13 protein-coding genes are annotated in these 14,701 nt (G+C 64.9%); 11 read left to right on the forward strand and 2 right to left on the reverse strand.

Annotation, left to right across the window (positions count from 1 at the left end; genetic code table 11):
• Positions 1-49: 49 nt before the first annotated feature.
• Entirely contained in the window at positions 50-1,267 is a 1,218-nt protein-coding gene (locus tag M1D93_RS01475) for an MFS transporter (RefSeq protein ID WP_461173439.1), read from the reverse strand.
• Between the two features lie 309 nt (positions 1,268-1,576).
• Between M1D93_RS01475 and M1D93_RS01480 the strand changes: the two genes are divergently transcribed.
• The 4 genes from M1D93_RS01480 to M1D93_RS01495 all read left to right on the forward strand — a co-directional run bounded on the left by M1D93_RS01480 (position 1,577) and on the right by M1D93_RS01495 (position 6,241).
• Positions 1,577-2,374, forward strand: a complete 798-nt coding sequence (locus tag M1D93_RS01480) for an alpha/beta hydrolase family protein (RefSeq protein WP_461175087.1) — start codon at positions 1,577-1,579, stop codon at positions 2,372-2,374.
• 42 nt (positions 2,375-2,416) lie between these two features.
• Positions 2,417-3,358 (forward strand): carbohydrate kinase family protein, encoded by a 942-nt coding sequence (locus M1D93_RS01485; protein WP_461173440.1) that lies wholly within the window; start codon positions 2,417-2,419, stop codon positions 3,356-3,358.
• A 79-nt stretch (positions 3,359-3,437) separates the two neighbouring features.
• Positions 3,438-4,730 (forward strand): C-glycoside deglycosidase beta subunit domain-containing protein, encoded by a 1,293-nt coding sequence (locus M1D93_RS01490; protein ID WP_461173441.1) that lies wholly within the window; start codon positions 3,438-3,440, stop codon positions 4,728-4,730.
• Positions 4,731-4,762: 32 nt separating this feature from the next.
• Complete coding sequence (locus M1D93_RS01495; RefSeq protein WP_461173442.1) at positions 4,763-6,241, forward strand: C-glycoside deglycosidase beta subunit domain-containing protein; 1,479 nt, start codon at positions 4,763-4,765, stop codon at positions 6,239-6,241.
• Between the two features lie 75 nt (positions 6,242-6,316).
• Here the strand turns inward: M1D93_RS01495 and M1D93_RS01500 are convergent, their stop codons facing one another.
• Entirely contained in the window at positions 6,317-7,273 is a 957-nt protein-coding gene (locus M1D93_RS01500; RefSeq protein ID WP_461173443.1) for a LysR family transcriptional regulator, read from the reverse strand.
• Positions 7,274-7,508: 235 nt separating this feature from the next.
• Between M1D93_RS01500 and M1D93_RS01505 the strand changes: the two genes are divergently transcribed.
• From M1D93_RS01505 to M1D93_RS01535, 7 genes are all read left to right on the forward strand, one after another.
• Positions 7,509-8,792, forward strand: coding sequence for an ABC transporter substrate-binding protein (locus tag M1D93_RS01505; RefSeq protein ID WP_461173444.1), 1,284 nt, complete (start codon positions 7,509-7,511; stop codon positions 8,790-8,792).
• 52 nt (positions 8,793-8,844) lie between these two features.
• The gene (locus M1D93_RS01510) at positions 8,845-9,804 is read left to right on the forward strand and encodes a carbohydrate ABC transporter permease (protein WP_461173445.1); all 960 of its coding nucleotides are present in this window, start codon (positions 8,845-8,847) and stop codon (positions 9,802-9,804) included.
• A 3-nt stretch (positions 9,805-9,807) separates the two neighbouring features.
• Entirely contained in the window at positions 9,808-10,644 is an 837-nt protein-coding gene (locus M1D93_RS01515; RefSeq protein WP_091419149.1) for a carbohydrate ABC transporter permease, read from the forward strand.
• Between the two features lie 139 nt (positions 10,645-10,783).
• Complete coding sequence (locus tag M1D93_RS01520) at positions 10,784-11,560, forward strand: TIM barrel protein (RefSeq protein WP_461173446.1); 777 nt, start codon at positions 10,784-10,786, stop codon at positions 11,558-11,560.
• Positions 11,557-13,116 carry a GMC oxidoreductase gene (locus M1D93_RS01525; RefSeq protein ID WP_461173447.1) on the forward strand — a complete coding sequence of 520 codons (1,560 nt, stop codon included), beginning with the start codon at positions 11,557-11,559 and terminating at the stop codon, positions 13,114-13,116. Before M1D93_RS01520 ends, M1D93_RS01525 begins: the two co-directional genes overlap by 4 nt.
• 83 nt (positions 13,117-13,199) lie before the next feature.
• Positions 13,200-13,595 carry a C-glycoside deglycosidase beta subunit domain-containing protein gene (locus M1D93_RS01530; RefSeq protein ID WP_461173448.1) on the forward strand — a complete coding sequence of 132 codons (396 nt, stop codon included), beginning with the start codon at positions 13,200-13,202 and terminating at the stop codon, positions 13,593-13,595.
• On the forward strand, positions 13,592-14,695 hold the full coding sequence (locus M1D93_RS01535; RefSeq protein WP_461173449.1) for a sugar phosphate isomerase/epimerase family protein: 1,104 nt from the start codon (positions 13,592-13,594) through the stop codon (positions 14,693-14,695). Before M1D93_RS01530 ends, M1D93_RS01535 begins: the two co-directional genes overlap by 4 nt.
• Positions 14,696-14,701: the final 6 nt, after the last annotated feature.

The raw sequence follows: 14,701 nt of genomic DNA on the forward strand, positions 1-14,701 counted from the left end.
GGGGCCGTCAGAGCGGCCCCACCCGGAGGAATTGCTTGCGCGCCGGACCCTAACTGACCGTGGCGTTGCTGCGGGCGGCAGCAACGGCCTGCGGGACCGCCAGGAGAGCAACCACCGCCAGGGCGCCCGCTGCTGCGAAGACGTAGAAACCCCACGGGTAGGCGATGCCGGCGGCCACCAGGCCGCCTGTCACGGCAGGTCCCACGATGGCGCCGACGCGGCCGACGCCGGCAGCGAACCCAAGTGCCGTTGCGCGCAGGCGGGCCGGGAACAGCTGGCTGACCCAGGCGTAAACGAGTACCTGGGAACTGAAGACAAACACTCCTGTGACGAAGACGAGGGCGTTCAGCAGGACAGCGTTGTCCACCTTGATGCTCAAGAGGGCAAGGCATACCGCCGAAAGGCCAAACCACAGCAACACGACGCGCTTGGTTCCGTGCTTATCAGCCAGGACGCCGGCGATGATGAGTCCGGCAACAGCGCCGAGATTCAAAACAAGGAGCAGGGAAAGCCCTGCGCTAACGGGATATCCAGCGGAAGCCATCAGCTGCGGAAGCCACGTGTTCAGGCCGTATACCAGCAGCAGTCCCATGAACGACGCCGCACCGATCGCTGCGGCAATCAGAGGGTAAGGCTTCTGCACCAGGTTCCGGAACCCGGTTTTCTCCGCCGTCCCGGCAACGCGGACTGCCGGCAAAGTCTCCGGCAGTTTGAACCACAGGAACGGCAGGAGGACCAGGCCTGAAACGCCTCCCACGACGAACATGATGCGCCAGTCCGGAATGACGATCATCGCCAGGAACGCTGTGGCGACGGCACCGACGTGGTACCCGGTCATCGTGCGGGTGGTTGACTTGCCCGCGGAACCGGCCGGGGCATAGTCGTTCATGTAGGCAAGGGCGGCCGGAAGGCATGCCCCAAGTCCGGCCCCGGCCAGAAGCCGGAGGGCGCCAAATACGGCAACGTTGGGCGCCCACACCACCGCGAGGGTAAAGAGCGAGAACCAGAGCACGCAGGCAACCAGCAGGTTCCGGCGCCCGAAACGGTCCGAGAGCGGGGCGATAAAGAGCGCTCCCAAACCCACGCCCACGAGCGAAATTGTGGCCACGAAAGTAGCACCGACCGCGTCAAAGCCAAGCTCACCGGTCTTGATCAGGGTGGGAATGACGGTGCCGAGCACCACCAGGTCGAAGCCGTCCAGGACCATAGCCAGCCAGCAAAGCCAGACCGGCCAACGTGACGGGCGGGGGGAGTGGGAAGTTGTCATGGAATCCTCATTGATTTAGGGAAAAGAACGGAAGCACGGCCGGTCGAGAGTTTTGCCACAACTGGCTGTGACTCGCGGCATACTTTCCGCCCACAAGAGTACAGGCATGTTCAATTAACGCACAAAAGTTCGCTATACGAACACTGCTGTTCCTAACCCGGCGGACGGTAATCTCAGCTCATGACTGGCTTCCGGCGTCGGACCTTCTTTGTAGGGGCAGTTGCGGCAGGTGCTGGCCTCGCCGCTTGCGCAGAGGTACCCAGCCAGCCACAGGAAATAGCGACGGAGGACCCCATCAACGGCGCACAGGTGCAGCGGCACAGGCATCACTACGGCGATGACCCCAGCCAGTGGGGCGAACTGTTCCTCCCTGAACTGCGCGATGACGTTAAGCACCGCGGCGTGGTGGTGGTGATTCACGGCGGCTACTGGCGCTCGCAGTACGGTGCCGAGCTGGGGGAGCCGCTGGCGGAGGACCTTGCTGCCCATGGGATGGCTGCCTGGAACCTGGAGTACCGCCGCGCCGGAAACGGCGGGGGCTGGCCCAATACCTTCACCGACGTGCTGGCTGGGATCGACAAGCTTGGCGAGCTCGCCGCCGCCCATGCCCTGGATCTGGCCAACGTAGTGGCGCTGGGCCACTCGGCAGGCGGGCATCTGGCGGTCTGGGCGGCAGGCCGGGACCGGCTGGGCGGGTTGGGGTTGGAACCTGAGCATCGCGGCGTTGGGGCAGGCGCCGGTCGCGTCCGCATCACCGGCGTAGTGAGCCAGTCCGGCGTGCTGAACCTCGCAGAGGCCGAAAGGCTGAACCTCAGCAATGGTGCGGTGGCCAACCTGCTGGGCGGCCCGTCGTCGGAGTTTCCGGGCCGGCACCGGTACGCGGACCCTATGGCTGCGCTCCCGCTGGACGTTCCGGTTTATGCGGTCCATGCGACGGAGGACGAGGACGTGCCGCTGGCGATGTCCGGCACGTACGTTGACGCGAGCCAAGCGGGGCCCTTGCCTGCGCAGCTGGTCACGGTACCCGGGGACCATTTTGCACTGATCGATCCCGAAGCTGCTGCCTATGTGAAGTGCCGGGAGTTGGTACACGAGCTGCTGGGCTGACACGAACTGCTGCCGGCGCCTCAACTCTGGCAGAGTATGGGCATGCTCACAGTTATTGGCGAAGGTCTTGTCGACGTTGTCCAGCGCGCCTCCGGGATCGAGGCCCACGTGGGCGGGAGCCCGCTGAATGTTGCGGTGGGCCTGGCCCGGCTGGACCACCCGGTGCAGTTCATCGGCCGCTACGGCCGGGACGCCTACGGTGACTCCGTCGCGGCGCACCTTCGCGCCAGTTCCGTGATGCTTCCGCTGGGCCCGGACGATCTCCCCACGAGCGTGGCCACCGCCCTGATTGACGACGACGGCGCCGCCACCTACACGTTCGACCTCGCCTGGGAGCTTCCCGGCATCGCCGACCGGCTGGCGTTTATGCTGCAGGGGACCACCCTGCTGCACACCGGCTCCATCGCCACGATGCTGGCACCCGGCGCCACCGACGTGCTGGCCGCCGTCGAATACGCCCATCCGCGCGCCACCATCAGCTTCGATCCCAACTGCCGGCCCAGCATCATCACCGATGTGGACTACGCGCGCCGCCATACGGAGAAGTTTGCGTCCCTCGCGGACGTTGTCAAGGCATCGGATGAGGACCTGGCCTGGCTCTACCCCGATCTGGATGTGCTGGACGCCGCCCGCCGCTGGCTTGAATTGGGAGGCAACGAGGGCCCGGCCATGGTGGTGGTCACCCGCGGAGCGGACGGGCCGTGGGGGATAACCCGGCAGGGCGAGGCGCAGGTACCTGCTCCCAAAGTCGAGGTGGCAGACACGGTGGGTGCCGGTGACTCCTTCATGGCAGCCCTGCTGTCCGGACTGGTGGACCGCGGCCTGGACGGTGCCCAGAACCGCAAGGACCTGCGTGAACTCCCCGCCGAGGGCCTCGCCGAACTCCTGGCCCACGCAGCCAAGGCGGCGGCCGTTACTGTCTCCCGGCCTGGCGCCAACCCGCCCACCAGGGCCGAGCTGAACGGTTCTTTCACCGAGGGTTAGGTGTAATTCTCACAAACTTAGGTATGAAAGTGACGGAATGCTGTTAGTCTGATTTCGCACCTAGAGAGAGTGAGCAACGATGCTTCTCGAAAGAGACCTCATCCAGTCCGTCGGCTTCCGCAACGTCACCGAGGGCGGTCGTGTGACCGGCTTCCAGTTCCGCGTCCGGATGCCTTCCTACCGCGGTATGGCCGCGTCGCTCATCGACGGCATTGCGGTCCGCGTGGGCAGCATTGTCGACGTCGGCCCTGCCGTTCCGCTGTGGACCTTCGGCGAACGGACCTACACCCTGCAGCAGCTGTGGGAAAGCGACGGCGTGCGCTGGCCCCTGGAGGAGGCCGCGGTGGTCACCGTTCCGTTCGACGGCGGCCTGCCGCAGGGCGTCCACGAGCTCACCATTGAACTGCGGCTGCGCATGTCCTATATTCCCGTCGAGCACCAGCCCACCATCCACCGCGTCAGCCGTGCGGTCACGCTGGCCCCGGCGGGCGGTGACGGAACCTTCCGGTACGGCGTTTCCCTCTACAGCTACATGGGCGACTACGGCACGGTGATGGACCTGGAGACTGCGTTGGCCTCCATCGCGGACGTGGGCGCCACCGGCGTGGAAATCCTCGGGGAGGGCCACGTCCCCGGCTACCCCGAACCCACCCCGGCGTGGATCGACAACTGGTTCAGCCTGCTCGAGAAGTACTCCCTGGAGCCAACGAACTGCGGATCCTGGATCGATACCCGGCTGCATCCGGGCCGGAGCCTGACGGCTGCCGAGGGTGCAGAGGCGCTGCAGCGCGACCTGCGGCTGGCCCACAGCCTGGGTTTCGGGTTCGTCCGGCCCAAGATCGGCGTGGTGTCCGGTGACCTGGTTCCGGACCCCATCTGGACTGAATCGGTGGAGCGCTCCCTTGACCTCGCCCACGAGCTGGGGATCATTATCTGCCCCGAGATCCACTCGCCCACGCCCATCAAGCACCCCGTTGTCGAGGACTACATCAGCCTCATCGAACGGACCGGAACCAAGAACTTCGGCCTGCTCATCGATACCGGAATCTTCCAGGACCGGCCCATCCCGCTGCGCGAAGGCGAGACCCGCGAAACCCGGCCCGCGTTCCTGGACGGCATCGGCGTAGACCCTGCTGATTTCGCAGCGATTGCCCAGTACGTGGTGTTCGTCCAGGCGAAGTTTCACGACATCAACGAGCAACTCGAGGACCAGCAGATTCCTTGGCTGCCCGTACTCAAGGCACTCAAAGACGCCGGCTACACCGGTTACCTCTCCAGCGAATACGAAGGCGACCGCACGCCATGGCGGGCCATCGAGCAGGTACGCCGCCAGCACGCGCTCATCCGCCGCATAACGTTCGAACTTCCCTGACCCCTACCTCCTCCCAGCAAAGAGAACAGACAATGCCAAACGGACTTCTTGACGATTCGAGCCTCCGCACCCACCCGGACGGCCTGGCCCTGGCCCTGACACTGCCGTGGTACCGGAGCCTCTGGCTCTCCTCGGTCTCCAGCCTGCGGCTCACCATTGACGGGCAGGACGTTCCTGCCGAGGACCTGGCCCTGGAACTCGGCGGTGTCCGCTACGAGCTTGCCGACCTGCCGGCGCAGAGCGAAACCCTGTGGTACCTGCAGGAGCACCCCCTGCTGATCGCCAAACGGGATACTCCGTTGGCCTTGGGCGAGCAGCACACCGTCCAGCTCATCGGGGAGCTGCGCCTGCCTTATATGCAGATCGCCCCGGGCCAGGACGGCGGCCCCGGCATGTACGTCCCCAACTTCGTGAATCAGACACTCGACCTGACCGTCACGGACAGGGCCGCTGCGGCTCCTGAATTGACGACGGCGGTCACCCCGCCTCCGGCCAAGACCGAGGACGATCCCTTCTCGCTCGGGCTTACCCTGTACTCCGCCAGCGCCGAGTTCCGGGCCGGCTGGTACGACTTCGACGGCCTGCTGAACCGTGTGGCGGAGCTGGGCATCGGCCCCGGCATTGAGATCGTGGCCTCCCAGGTCCTGCCCACATATCCGCACGTCTCGGATGACTTCGCCCGTTCCTGGCAGGAGGCCTTCGACAAACACGGCTTCACGGCCAGCTCCTTCGGTGCCAATCTGGACATGGGCCGGCGCCGGGACCGGGACATGACCCCCGACGAGGAATACCAGTTCACCGAGACGCTCTTCCGCGGCGCCAAGAAGCTCGGCTTCCCGCTGGTCCGCATCCAGAGCGCCAAGCCCGCCCTGCTGCGACGGCTGCTGCCGCTCGCCGAGGACCTGGAACTCAAGCTTGCCTACGAGATCCACGCACCCCTGGGACCCAACTCCCCAGAGATCATGAAGGTCCGCGACGTCTACGCGGAACTCGATTCACCGCTGCTGGGCTTCGTGGCCGATTTCTCCTCCACCATGCACAGCATGTCGCCCACGCTCCTGCGGGCCGTCCGCCGTGCCGGGCTCGACGACGAAGCAGTCCAGAAGCTGCAGGTCATCTGGGCCACCGACGCGCCGATGCGGGCGCGGCAGGAAGAGTTCATCGGCTACCTCCGCGGGCGGGACTTCGATCCTGCCCGCCTTGGTTCCTTTGCCCACCTGGCCTTCAACATGCATGGCCATGTCAGCCCGAAGGAGTGGGCAGACATCATGCCGCAGATCATGCACGTCCACGCCAAGTTCTACGACATTGATGAACACGGCAACGAGCCCGCCATCGACTATCCGGAACTCGTCCGCGTGTTCGTGGAGGGCGGCTACCGCGGCTACTGGTCCAGCGAATGGGAGGGCCACGCCTTCGCCGAGCTTGGCGAGGTGGATCCGCTGCAGCTGGTCCGCAAGCAGCATGACCTCATCCGCAAGAGCATGCGCTCTGCACTGGCGTCAGCCTGACTCCTCAGCACTTGTGCATCCTCGGTGCCTGTCCGTTCACCCGGCCGGGCACCGAGGCATCTAAACCGGGAGCTCCTAAGCCGGGGCTTTAGGGACGTCCTTGGCGGCCGCAGCGGCAACGATGCCGGCAGCCTCCTTGAACAGGCCCCGCATCCACTCATGCTCCGAATCGCGGTTGTGCACCGGATGCCACCACAGGGCGTTCACCAGCGGCGTGGCGTCGAAGGGGAGCGGGAGGACCCGCACCCCTCCCACGCGCAGCGCGAACGGTATCAGTGCAGCCTGGATGAGCGCGATCCGGTTGGTTCCCACCACAAAATGCGGCAAGGACTGGAAACTCTCCACCACCACGTCCACGCGCGGCTCAACTCCGAGCTGCATGATCTGGCGTTCCGCCGATGTTGACGCTGACCGGGTCTGGTACGTCATCACCCACGGAAGTTCTGCGATGTGCTCCATGGTGATTTTTTCGCCGACGGCGTCATTGGACGCAGAGACCACAGCCACCCAGCTGTCCCGCCACAGGTCCAGGTAGGGGAGCCCGGAGAGGAACCCGTGCGGAATCACCATGCCGTCCACGGAGCGGAGCCGGTTGGCTGCATCTTCCACCACCATCGGATTGTGCAGCATGAACCGGAACCGGACGCCCGGCGCACGCTCGGCCGCAAGCTCGGAAACGACGCGCCCAACGGTGGTAAATCCGTAATCGGAGCCGTAAATGGAGAACTCGCGCTCCGACTCGGCGGGCTCCCACGTGGCCTGGCTCTCGAAGACGCGCCGGGCCGCCTCCAGCGCTGTTGTTGTGTGCTCAGCCAGACGCAGGGCGAACGGTGTGAGTTCATAGGCATTGCCTCGGCGGGCAAGGATGGGATCTCCGAAGTGGGACCGGAGCCGCGCCAGCGAAGCGCTCAGCGCCGGCTGGCTGAGATGGAGCCGCTCGGCCGCCCTCGTCACGCTCCGCTCGGTAATGAGGGCATCCAGTGAGATCAGCAGGTTGAGGTCGAGCCGGGAAAGCAGGACATTATTCGTCACGGCGCGGCGATCTTTCAACGGTGAACTTTCGTCCGGCCAGTGTATCAGCGGTATCAATAGGGCTGGTGTTGAGCATCACATCCTCCAATGTATCGAGCTTCCGCAGACCCCCGTGAAACTTATGTCTAGCATCTGCAATACTTATGTGCTTTTTCTGCACATCTCCTGCATACTGGTGAGTGACCGGGGTCACGGCTCCCGGATATTTTCGACAACGAAGTCAGAAAGGCTGGATATGACACAGCACCGTCGCTACTCAGGCCTCAAGGCCGGCGCCCTCGCCGTCCCCACCATCGCCGCCCTCGTCCTTACCGGCTGCTCGGCCTCCACCGGCAGCAACGCCTCCGGAGGCTCGAACGAATTTTCGCTGTCCTTCGCCACTTCCAACACCATCGAAAGCCCCTTCCAGGTGCTCGCCGAGAAGTACATGGAGGCGAACCCGGACGTGAAGATCACGTTCAACCCGCAGCCCAACGACTCCTACGACCAGACCCTTCGCACGCAGCTCCAGGCCGGAAATGCCTCAGACATCGTGGTGACTTCGCCCGGCAGCGGCCAGGGACGCAGTATCCTTCCGCTGGCGGAGGCCGGGTTCCTTGAGCCGCTGGACGATTCCGCCAAGGAGCTCCTGCCTGAAGGGAGTGCCAGCACCTTCGGCCCGGAAGGCAAGGTTTTCGGCCAGGCCACGGCCATCACCGTGTCCGCCCTGGTCACGAACGAGACTGCGGCTAAGGCTGCCGGCGAGTTCCCCGCGGACTTTGCGGCTCTTGAAGAGCAGTGCAAAACCCTCGAATCGTCCGGGAAATCCCTCTTCGCCCTTGCCGGTGCAGCGCCTCCCAACACAGGCCTCACGGCCATGTCACTGGCAGCCTCCCGGGTTTACGGGGAAGACCCCCAGTGGAACGAAAAGCGCGCGGCCAAGGAAGTCACGTTCGCAGACACGGAGGGCTGGAAATCGGCACTCGAAGCAGTCAACACCCTGAAGGATGCGGGCTGCTTCCAGAAGGGCGCCGCAGGTGCCGGTTTTGACGCCATCACCAAGGGCCTAGCCAGCGGTACGGCTCTGGCAGGATTTATCCCGGCCACGAGCTGGAAGCAGCTGCAGTCCGCTGCTGCCGGCTCCGAATTCGGCGTGCGCGCCCTCCCGGCCGAGAGCTCGGACAAGAGCTTCGTCTACGCCAGCGCCAACTACGCCTTCTCCATCAATGCGGCCTCCAAGAACAAGGAGGCGGCCAAAGCCTTCCTCGCTTGGGCGGCTGAACCTGAGCAGACCAAGGCCTTCGCGGAAATCGACGGCGCCCTTCCGGTCTCCGGTCTGGACAAGTACGACTTCGAAGGCGGCGCCTACAAGAACGTTGGTGACCTGATTAAGGACGGCAAGTACGGGCCCCTGCCCAACAGCCAGTGGCCGAATTCCGCCGTCTACGACGCACTGGCCACGGGGGTCCAGGGCATCATCACGGGCCAGAAGAGCCCTGACCAGGTCCTGCAGGCCATGGACGCCGCCTGGGGCCAGTAGCGTTTTTCACCATCAACGTTCCGACCACTCAAAGGGACAAGCAAGGAATACCATGACTGCGACGATGCAACCGAAAAGCGAAGCAGCTGAAGCACCCCGGCGAGGCAGGCGGACTCCGGGGGCGGGCCAGAACGTTCGCCCCCGGGGCCGGGGCCTGGAGTTCGGACACTGGTGGTGGGCCCTGCCCGGGATCGCCCTGGTGTTTGCCATTCACTATGTGGCAACCGGAATCGGCGGATTCTTCGCCTTTACCAACTGGACGGGCATCGGCTCGTTCAAGATCACGGGCTGGGCCAACTTTGAGGCCATCTTCGAGGACCCCACGAAAGTCGGAGCCCTCTCCAACACCCTCTTCCTGGCGTTTGGCTCGGTTCTCCTGGGCAACATCGCCGGGCTGGTCGTCGCTCTGGGCCTGAACCGCGTCCTCAAGACCCGCTACATCCTCCGGACTTTGTTCTTTATGCCCGTGGTGCTCAGCCCGCTGGCCACGGCGTACATCTGGAAGTACATCTTTGACTTCGACGGTCCGCTTAATGCCTTCCTTACGGCAATAGGCGCCGGCGACCAGGCCAAACCGTGGCTCGCCGACCCCCAGTGGGCCGTCTGGACCGTCCTGGTGGTGCTGGTCTGGTCTTCCACCGGTTTTGCCATGGTGATTTTTATGGCCGGCCTGGCCGGTGTCCCCGCGGAAGTGGAGGAGGCGGCCGCCATTGACGGCGCCAACCTGTGGCAGCGCTTCCGCAACGTGACGCTGCCCGCCATCCGCCCCGCCGTCGCCATCGCCACCACGCTGGGAATCGTCCAGGGATTGCGCGTCTTCGATCCCATCATGGCGCTCACCGGCGGCGGCCCCGCCGGGGCAACCGAAACGCTGGCCACCCAGGTCTACAAGCAGGCGTTCGCGCTCGGTAACTTCGGAGGCGGTGCCGCCCTGGCCCTGGTGCTCGCCGCCATCATCCTGATCTTCGCCGTAATCCAGCAGCGGCTGACGCGTTCGAACCCTGAGGACTAAGCCATGTTCCGCTACACCAAACTCACCCTGCTCCGCGAAGTCGGCCTGTGGGCGCTCGCCCTGCTGTTCCTCACGCCGTTCTACTTCCTGGTGACAACTGCGCTGAAGCCGGACACCGAGTTGTTCACCACTTCAGCCCTGGCTCCGCCTAAGAGCCCGGACTTCAGCAACTTCATCGACGTCCTCACCGCCACCGGCAACTCCAATGTGGTGATGGGCCTGGTCAACAGCCTCATCATCACCGCGGGCAGCATCGTGGGACTCATCGCTCTCGGCTCCATCACCGGCTACGTCATCTCCCGCAGCACCCGCCGCTGGAGCAAGGGCGCGTACTACCTCTTCCTGGTGGCCATCATCCTTCCCGGCCAACTCGGCGCCGTCCCGCTTTACATGGGTGCACGGGCCCTGGGGCTCACCGGATCCGCGTGGGGCCTGATCGTCCTCTATACCGGCATGCTCCTGCCGCTGTCGATCTTCCTCTACGCAAACTTCTTCCGCGGCCTCGGCACGGACTATGAAGAGGCGGCAACCATCGACGGCGCCAGCAAGTCCCAGATCTTCTCCAAGGTGGTGTTCCCCATGATGGCTCCCGCCACAGGAACGGTCACCATCTTCGCCGGGCTAATCGTGTGGAACGACTTTTTCACGTCGCTGATCTTCCTGGGCGGTTCCGCCAACCAGACCCTGCCGGTGGCCATGTACTACTACATCGGCTCCCTGGTCTCCCAGTGGAACTCAATCTTCGCCATTGTCATCGTGTCCATGATCCCCATCCTTGCCCTGTTCCTGTTCGCGCAGAAGCGCTTCATCCAGGGCTTCTCCGGCGGCCTAAAAGGCTGACCGGACCCACCCGGAAACGGCCGCGGGCTAAAGAGCACAAGCGGCCTGCGCGATCCTTTGCGCCCAAAAACAGGTCCATTCAGGCACAGCCGCCACCCCACATTCCTACTGATCACCCTCAACTACCCAGGAGCCACGCATGTACCAGCTTGCGCCCAACATCGACCTTTTGTTCTCAGAAGCAGGCGCCAGCGCCGCCGACCGTGTCCGCGCCGCAGCCGCCGCCGGATTCGACGCTGTAGAAATGTGGGGCCCCACAGGGAAGGACATTCCCGCCCTCAAGGAAGCCCTCGACGAAACCGGAGTCCAGCTCACCGCCCAGTTGGCAGAGCCGCGGATGCAGTTCATGATCCCGCCCAAGGACCACGCGCCGTTCTACACCGGACTGGATGCCGGCGTCGAAGTGGCCCGCCAGCTCGGCTGCCCCCGCATCGTGGTAGGCAGCGGCACCGGCTTCGGCGGCCGCAAGCGGCAGGACCAGCTGGATGAGCTCATAGAAATCTTTACCACGGGCGTTGCGCACATTGAAGGTTCCGGCATCACGCTGGTCCTCGAACCGGTGAACATCCGTGTTGACCACCCTGGAGCTCTGCTGGACCGCACGTCGGAGGCTGTCTACGTCGCCAGGGGCGTCAACTCGCCCAACTTCGGCGTCCTCTACGACCTTTACCACTCCACCGTTGAGGGCGAGGATGTGGCGGCAGAACTCGCGAATGCCGGGGACCTCATCAAGTACGTGCAGGTCGCCGACGCTCCGGGCCGCGGCGAGCCCGGCTCCGGTTCCATCGACTGGCCCGCACGGTTCGCGGACCTGCGCAACAGCGGCTACACCGGCCCTATCGGCCTCGAGTACTACCCCACCATTGACTCGGCAAAGTCGGTGCGCCGCATCCAGGAACTGGTGGCGGGGCGGTGAGCAGCAACCGGTATCCCGCCGCGGTTGATGTCGCCATCGTCGGCAGCGGCCCCACGGCATCGGCCTACGCGCGGATCCTCAGCGAGGAAGCCCCCGGCGCCACTATCGCCATGTTCGAAGTAGGCCCCACTGTCAGCGACCCGCCCGGGGCGCACGTGAAGAACATCGAGGACCCTGACCGCCGCAGCCTGGCCCAACGGGCGTCGGAAGGCCCCGGTGCCGGTGCCGCAACCGTGAACTCGCCGGGCGCCGTCAAGAGCGGAGAACGCCGCGCGCGCCCTGGAACCTACTTGCTGCAGGACGGCTACGCCTTCCCGGGCGAGGACGGCATGCCAGTCGCGGCCATGTCCAGCAACGTGGGCGGCATGGCCGCCCACTGGACCGCTGCCTGTCCCCACCCGGGCGGCAAAGAGCGCATCCCGTTCCTGCCGGACCTGGAAGACCTCCTTGACGATGCGGACCGCCTCCTGGGCGTCACCACCTCCGCCTTCGATGGTGCCCCCTTCTCGGACCTGGTCCGCGAACGCCTGGCCACAGTAGTGGATCAGGGCCGAAAGCCTACCTACCGCGTCCAGCCCATGCCGCTTGCGGTACACCGGCGGCAGGATGGCGGCCTCGTCTGGTCCGGCTCCGACGTCGTGATGGGGGAGGTCACCCGCGAAAACCCCCAGTTTGGCCTCTTTGATGAATCGCTGGTGACCCGTGTGCTGGTGGAGGACGGCGTGGCTGCCGGCATCGAAGTCCAGGACCGCCGCAACGGCGGGACTTATCACGTGGCAGCCCGCTACATTGTGGTGGGGGCGGACGCCCTGCGCACGCCGCAGCTGCTGTGGGCTTCCGGGATCCGGCCCGACGCCCTGGGCCGCTACCTCAACGACCAGGCGCAGGTGGTGTTCGCGAGCAGGCTCCGCGATGTCCAGCCTGAGAACGCCCCGGCAACTGCCAACGGCGCGCTCAGCGAACAGAGCGGAGTGGCCTGGGTCCCCTATACGGACGAGGCGCCCTTCCACGGCCAGATCATGCAGCTGGATGCTTCCCCGGTTCCCCTGGCCGATGATGACCCCGTTATCCCGGGCTCCATCGTGGGGCTGGGCCTGTTCTGCGCCAAGGACCTGCAGCGCGAGGACCGGGTGGCGTTCGACGACGATACCCGTGACTCCTACGGGATGCCAGCGATGCGCATCCACTACCGCCTCACACAGCGGGACCACGAGGTACTGGGCCGCGCCAGGCAGGAAATTGTCCGCCTGGGGAAGGCGGTGGGCGAACCGATCGATGAGCGCCCGTTTGTGATGCCTCCCGGTGCGTCGCTGCACTACCAGGGCACCACGCGCATGGGTGAAACGGACGACGGCGAGAGCGTCTGTTCGCCGGACAGCCAGGTGTGGCAGGTTCCCGGCCTCTTCGTGGCCGGCAACGGCGTCATCCCCACCGCAACGGCGTGCAATCCCACGCTGACGTCGGTAGCGCTCGCCGTGCGTGGAGCACGGAAAATCGCTGAAGAAATCAATAGCGCTTTACTTATGTCTAAATCAGACAATAGACTGACTAAATAGTGAAGAAGTGCCGCGCGCCGGCCCTTCGTTCAATCAAAAGCATTCACTCGCAGGCAAGGCATGCCGCAGACAAGGAGGTCTCGATGATCGCCGACCGCATAATCGAGCAGGGAACACTGACCACCCAGGACGGCCGCACCGCCGTCGAAGTACGGATCCCCTGGTACCGCGCCCTTCCGGGCTCATGCATCGCCGGCGCAGCACTGACGGTTGACGGCGTTGCCGCACCGGAGGACACGCTGCGCTGGACCATGAACAACCGCACGTTCAGCTTTGCAGAACTCGTGGATGAGACGGGCGAATGGTGGTTTCCGCTGGACTCCGCCGTCCTTTCCGGCGACCTTCCCGTCCAGGATGACAACGCCGAGCACGAGGTCCGGGTGGACTTGAAGCTCTACATCCCCTACATCATCACCGACCACGGCGTGCTGCACATCGAAGAGCACGACACCAAGACCATGAAGGTGGCACAGCGATGACCAGCCTCGGCACGCCGATCCAGGGCGTCACCCTTTACAGCTTCACCCGCGCCTCCCATGCGCGGCAGTACGACCTCGACGGCCTCATCCGGAAGGTGGCGGCTGAGGGTTTCGGCCCGGGGCTTGAGGTAATCGGGTTCTCCAGCCTGCGCGGTTTCCCGGACCGCATCGATGACAACTTCGTTGGGCAGTTCCGCGATCTGGTGGCCGAGGTGGACCTTGTCCCCACGTCGCTGGCAGTCAACGTGGACACGGGCATCCGCCGGGACCGGCTCATGAACCACGACGAACTCGTCGAGTACATGCGCAAGCAGATCGAGGTGGCCGCCCGGCTCGGCTTCCCAATCGCCCGCGTGCAGATCTCGCTGACGCCCGACGCCATGGAAAGCCTGCTGCCGGTAGCCGAAAAGTACGGCGTCACCCTGGCCCTCGAAGTCCACGCTGACCAGCACGGCGCCCATGAGCGCGTTCTGGCACTCCGCGACCGCTACGAAAAGCTCGATTCGCCGCTGCTTGGGTTTACCGCGGACTGGGGCGCCACGGTCACCGGCTTCGCCCCGTCCCTCCTGGAGGCCTACCGCCGACGCGACGCCTCAGAGGACCTGCTCCGGCAGGTGGTTGAGTTGTGGAACGGCTTCTATGCAGAAGGGCCGCCCAACAACCAAAAGGTCCACGGCGAACGTTTCGGCGCCTTCATTGGCCTCGCCGCCCGGAACGGCCGGCCCGACTTGGGCATCGACTTTGGCATCAACGGAACGGGACTGTTCGGCCCTGCACCGCTGGACACGTGGCTGGAAATCATGCCGTGGGTCCGTCACGTGCACGGCAAGTTCTTCGGCATTGACGAAAACGGCGAAGAGCCCTCAGTGCCGGTGCGCGGCCTGGTCCGGCAACTCGTGGAAGACGGCTACTCCGGTGCCATCTCCAGCGAATACGAAGGCTGGCACTGGAACAACTGGCAGGACCCGTTCGAGATCATCCGCGGCGAGCAGGCCGTCCAGCGTTCAGCAGCGGCCAACGCCGGTTCCGCCATGATCACCGACGCAACGGAAGCCCGCCGCATCCTCAGTAGCCACCTCGCCCAGCCCGTTCGCGGCTGAAACAAA

Source organism: Arthrobacter sp. Z1-9 (assembly GCF_054792695.1).

Bases quoted from the DNA above. Each gene is read 5' to 3' on its own strand.
- M1D93_RS01475 (WP_461173439.1), bottom strand. From the start codon at position 1,267: ATGACAACTTCCCACTCCCCCCGCCCGTCACGTTGGCCGGTCTGGCTT.
- M1D93_RS01485 (WP_461173440.1), top strand. From the start codon at position 2,417: ATGCTCACAGTTATTGGCGAAGGTCTTGTCGACGTTGTCCAGCGCGCC.
- M1D93_RS01490 (WP_461173441.1), top strand. From the start codon at position 3,438: ATGCTTCTCGAAAGAGACCTCATCCAGTCCGTCGGCTTCCGCAACGTC.
- M1D93_RS01495 (WP_461173442.1), top strand. From the start codon at position 4,763: ATGCCAAACGGACTTCTTGACGATTCGAGCCTCCGCACCCACCCGGAC.
- M1D93_RS01505 (WP_461173444.1), top strand. From the start codon at position 7,509: ATGACACAGCACCGTCGCTACTCAGGCCTCAAGGCCGGCGCCCTCGCC.
- M1D93_RS01510 (WP_461173445.1), top strand. From the start codon at position 8,845: ATGACTGCGACGATGCAACCGAAAAGCGAAGCAGCTGAAGCACCCCGG.
- M1D93_RS01515 (WP_091419149.1), top strand. From the start codon at position 9,808: ATGTTCCGCTACACCAAACTCACCCTGCTCCGCGAAGTCGGCCTGTGG.
- M1D93_RS01520 (WP_461173446.1), top strand. From the start codon at position 10,784: ATGTACCAGCTTGCGCCCAACATCGACCTTTTGTTCTCAGAAGCAGGC.
- M1D93_RS01530 (WP_461173448.1), top strand. From the start codon at position 13,200: ATGATCGCCGACCGCATAATCGAGCAGGGAACACTGACCACCCAGGAC.
- M1D93_RS01535 (WP_461173449.1), top strand. From the start codon at position 13,592: ATGACCAGCCTCGGCACGCCGATCCAGGGCGTCACCCTTTACAGCTTC.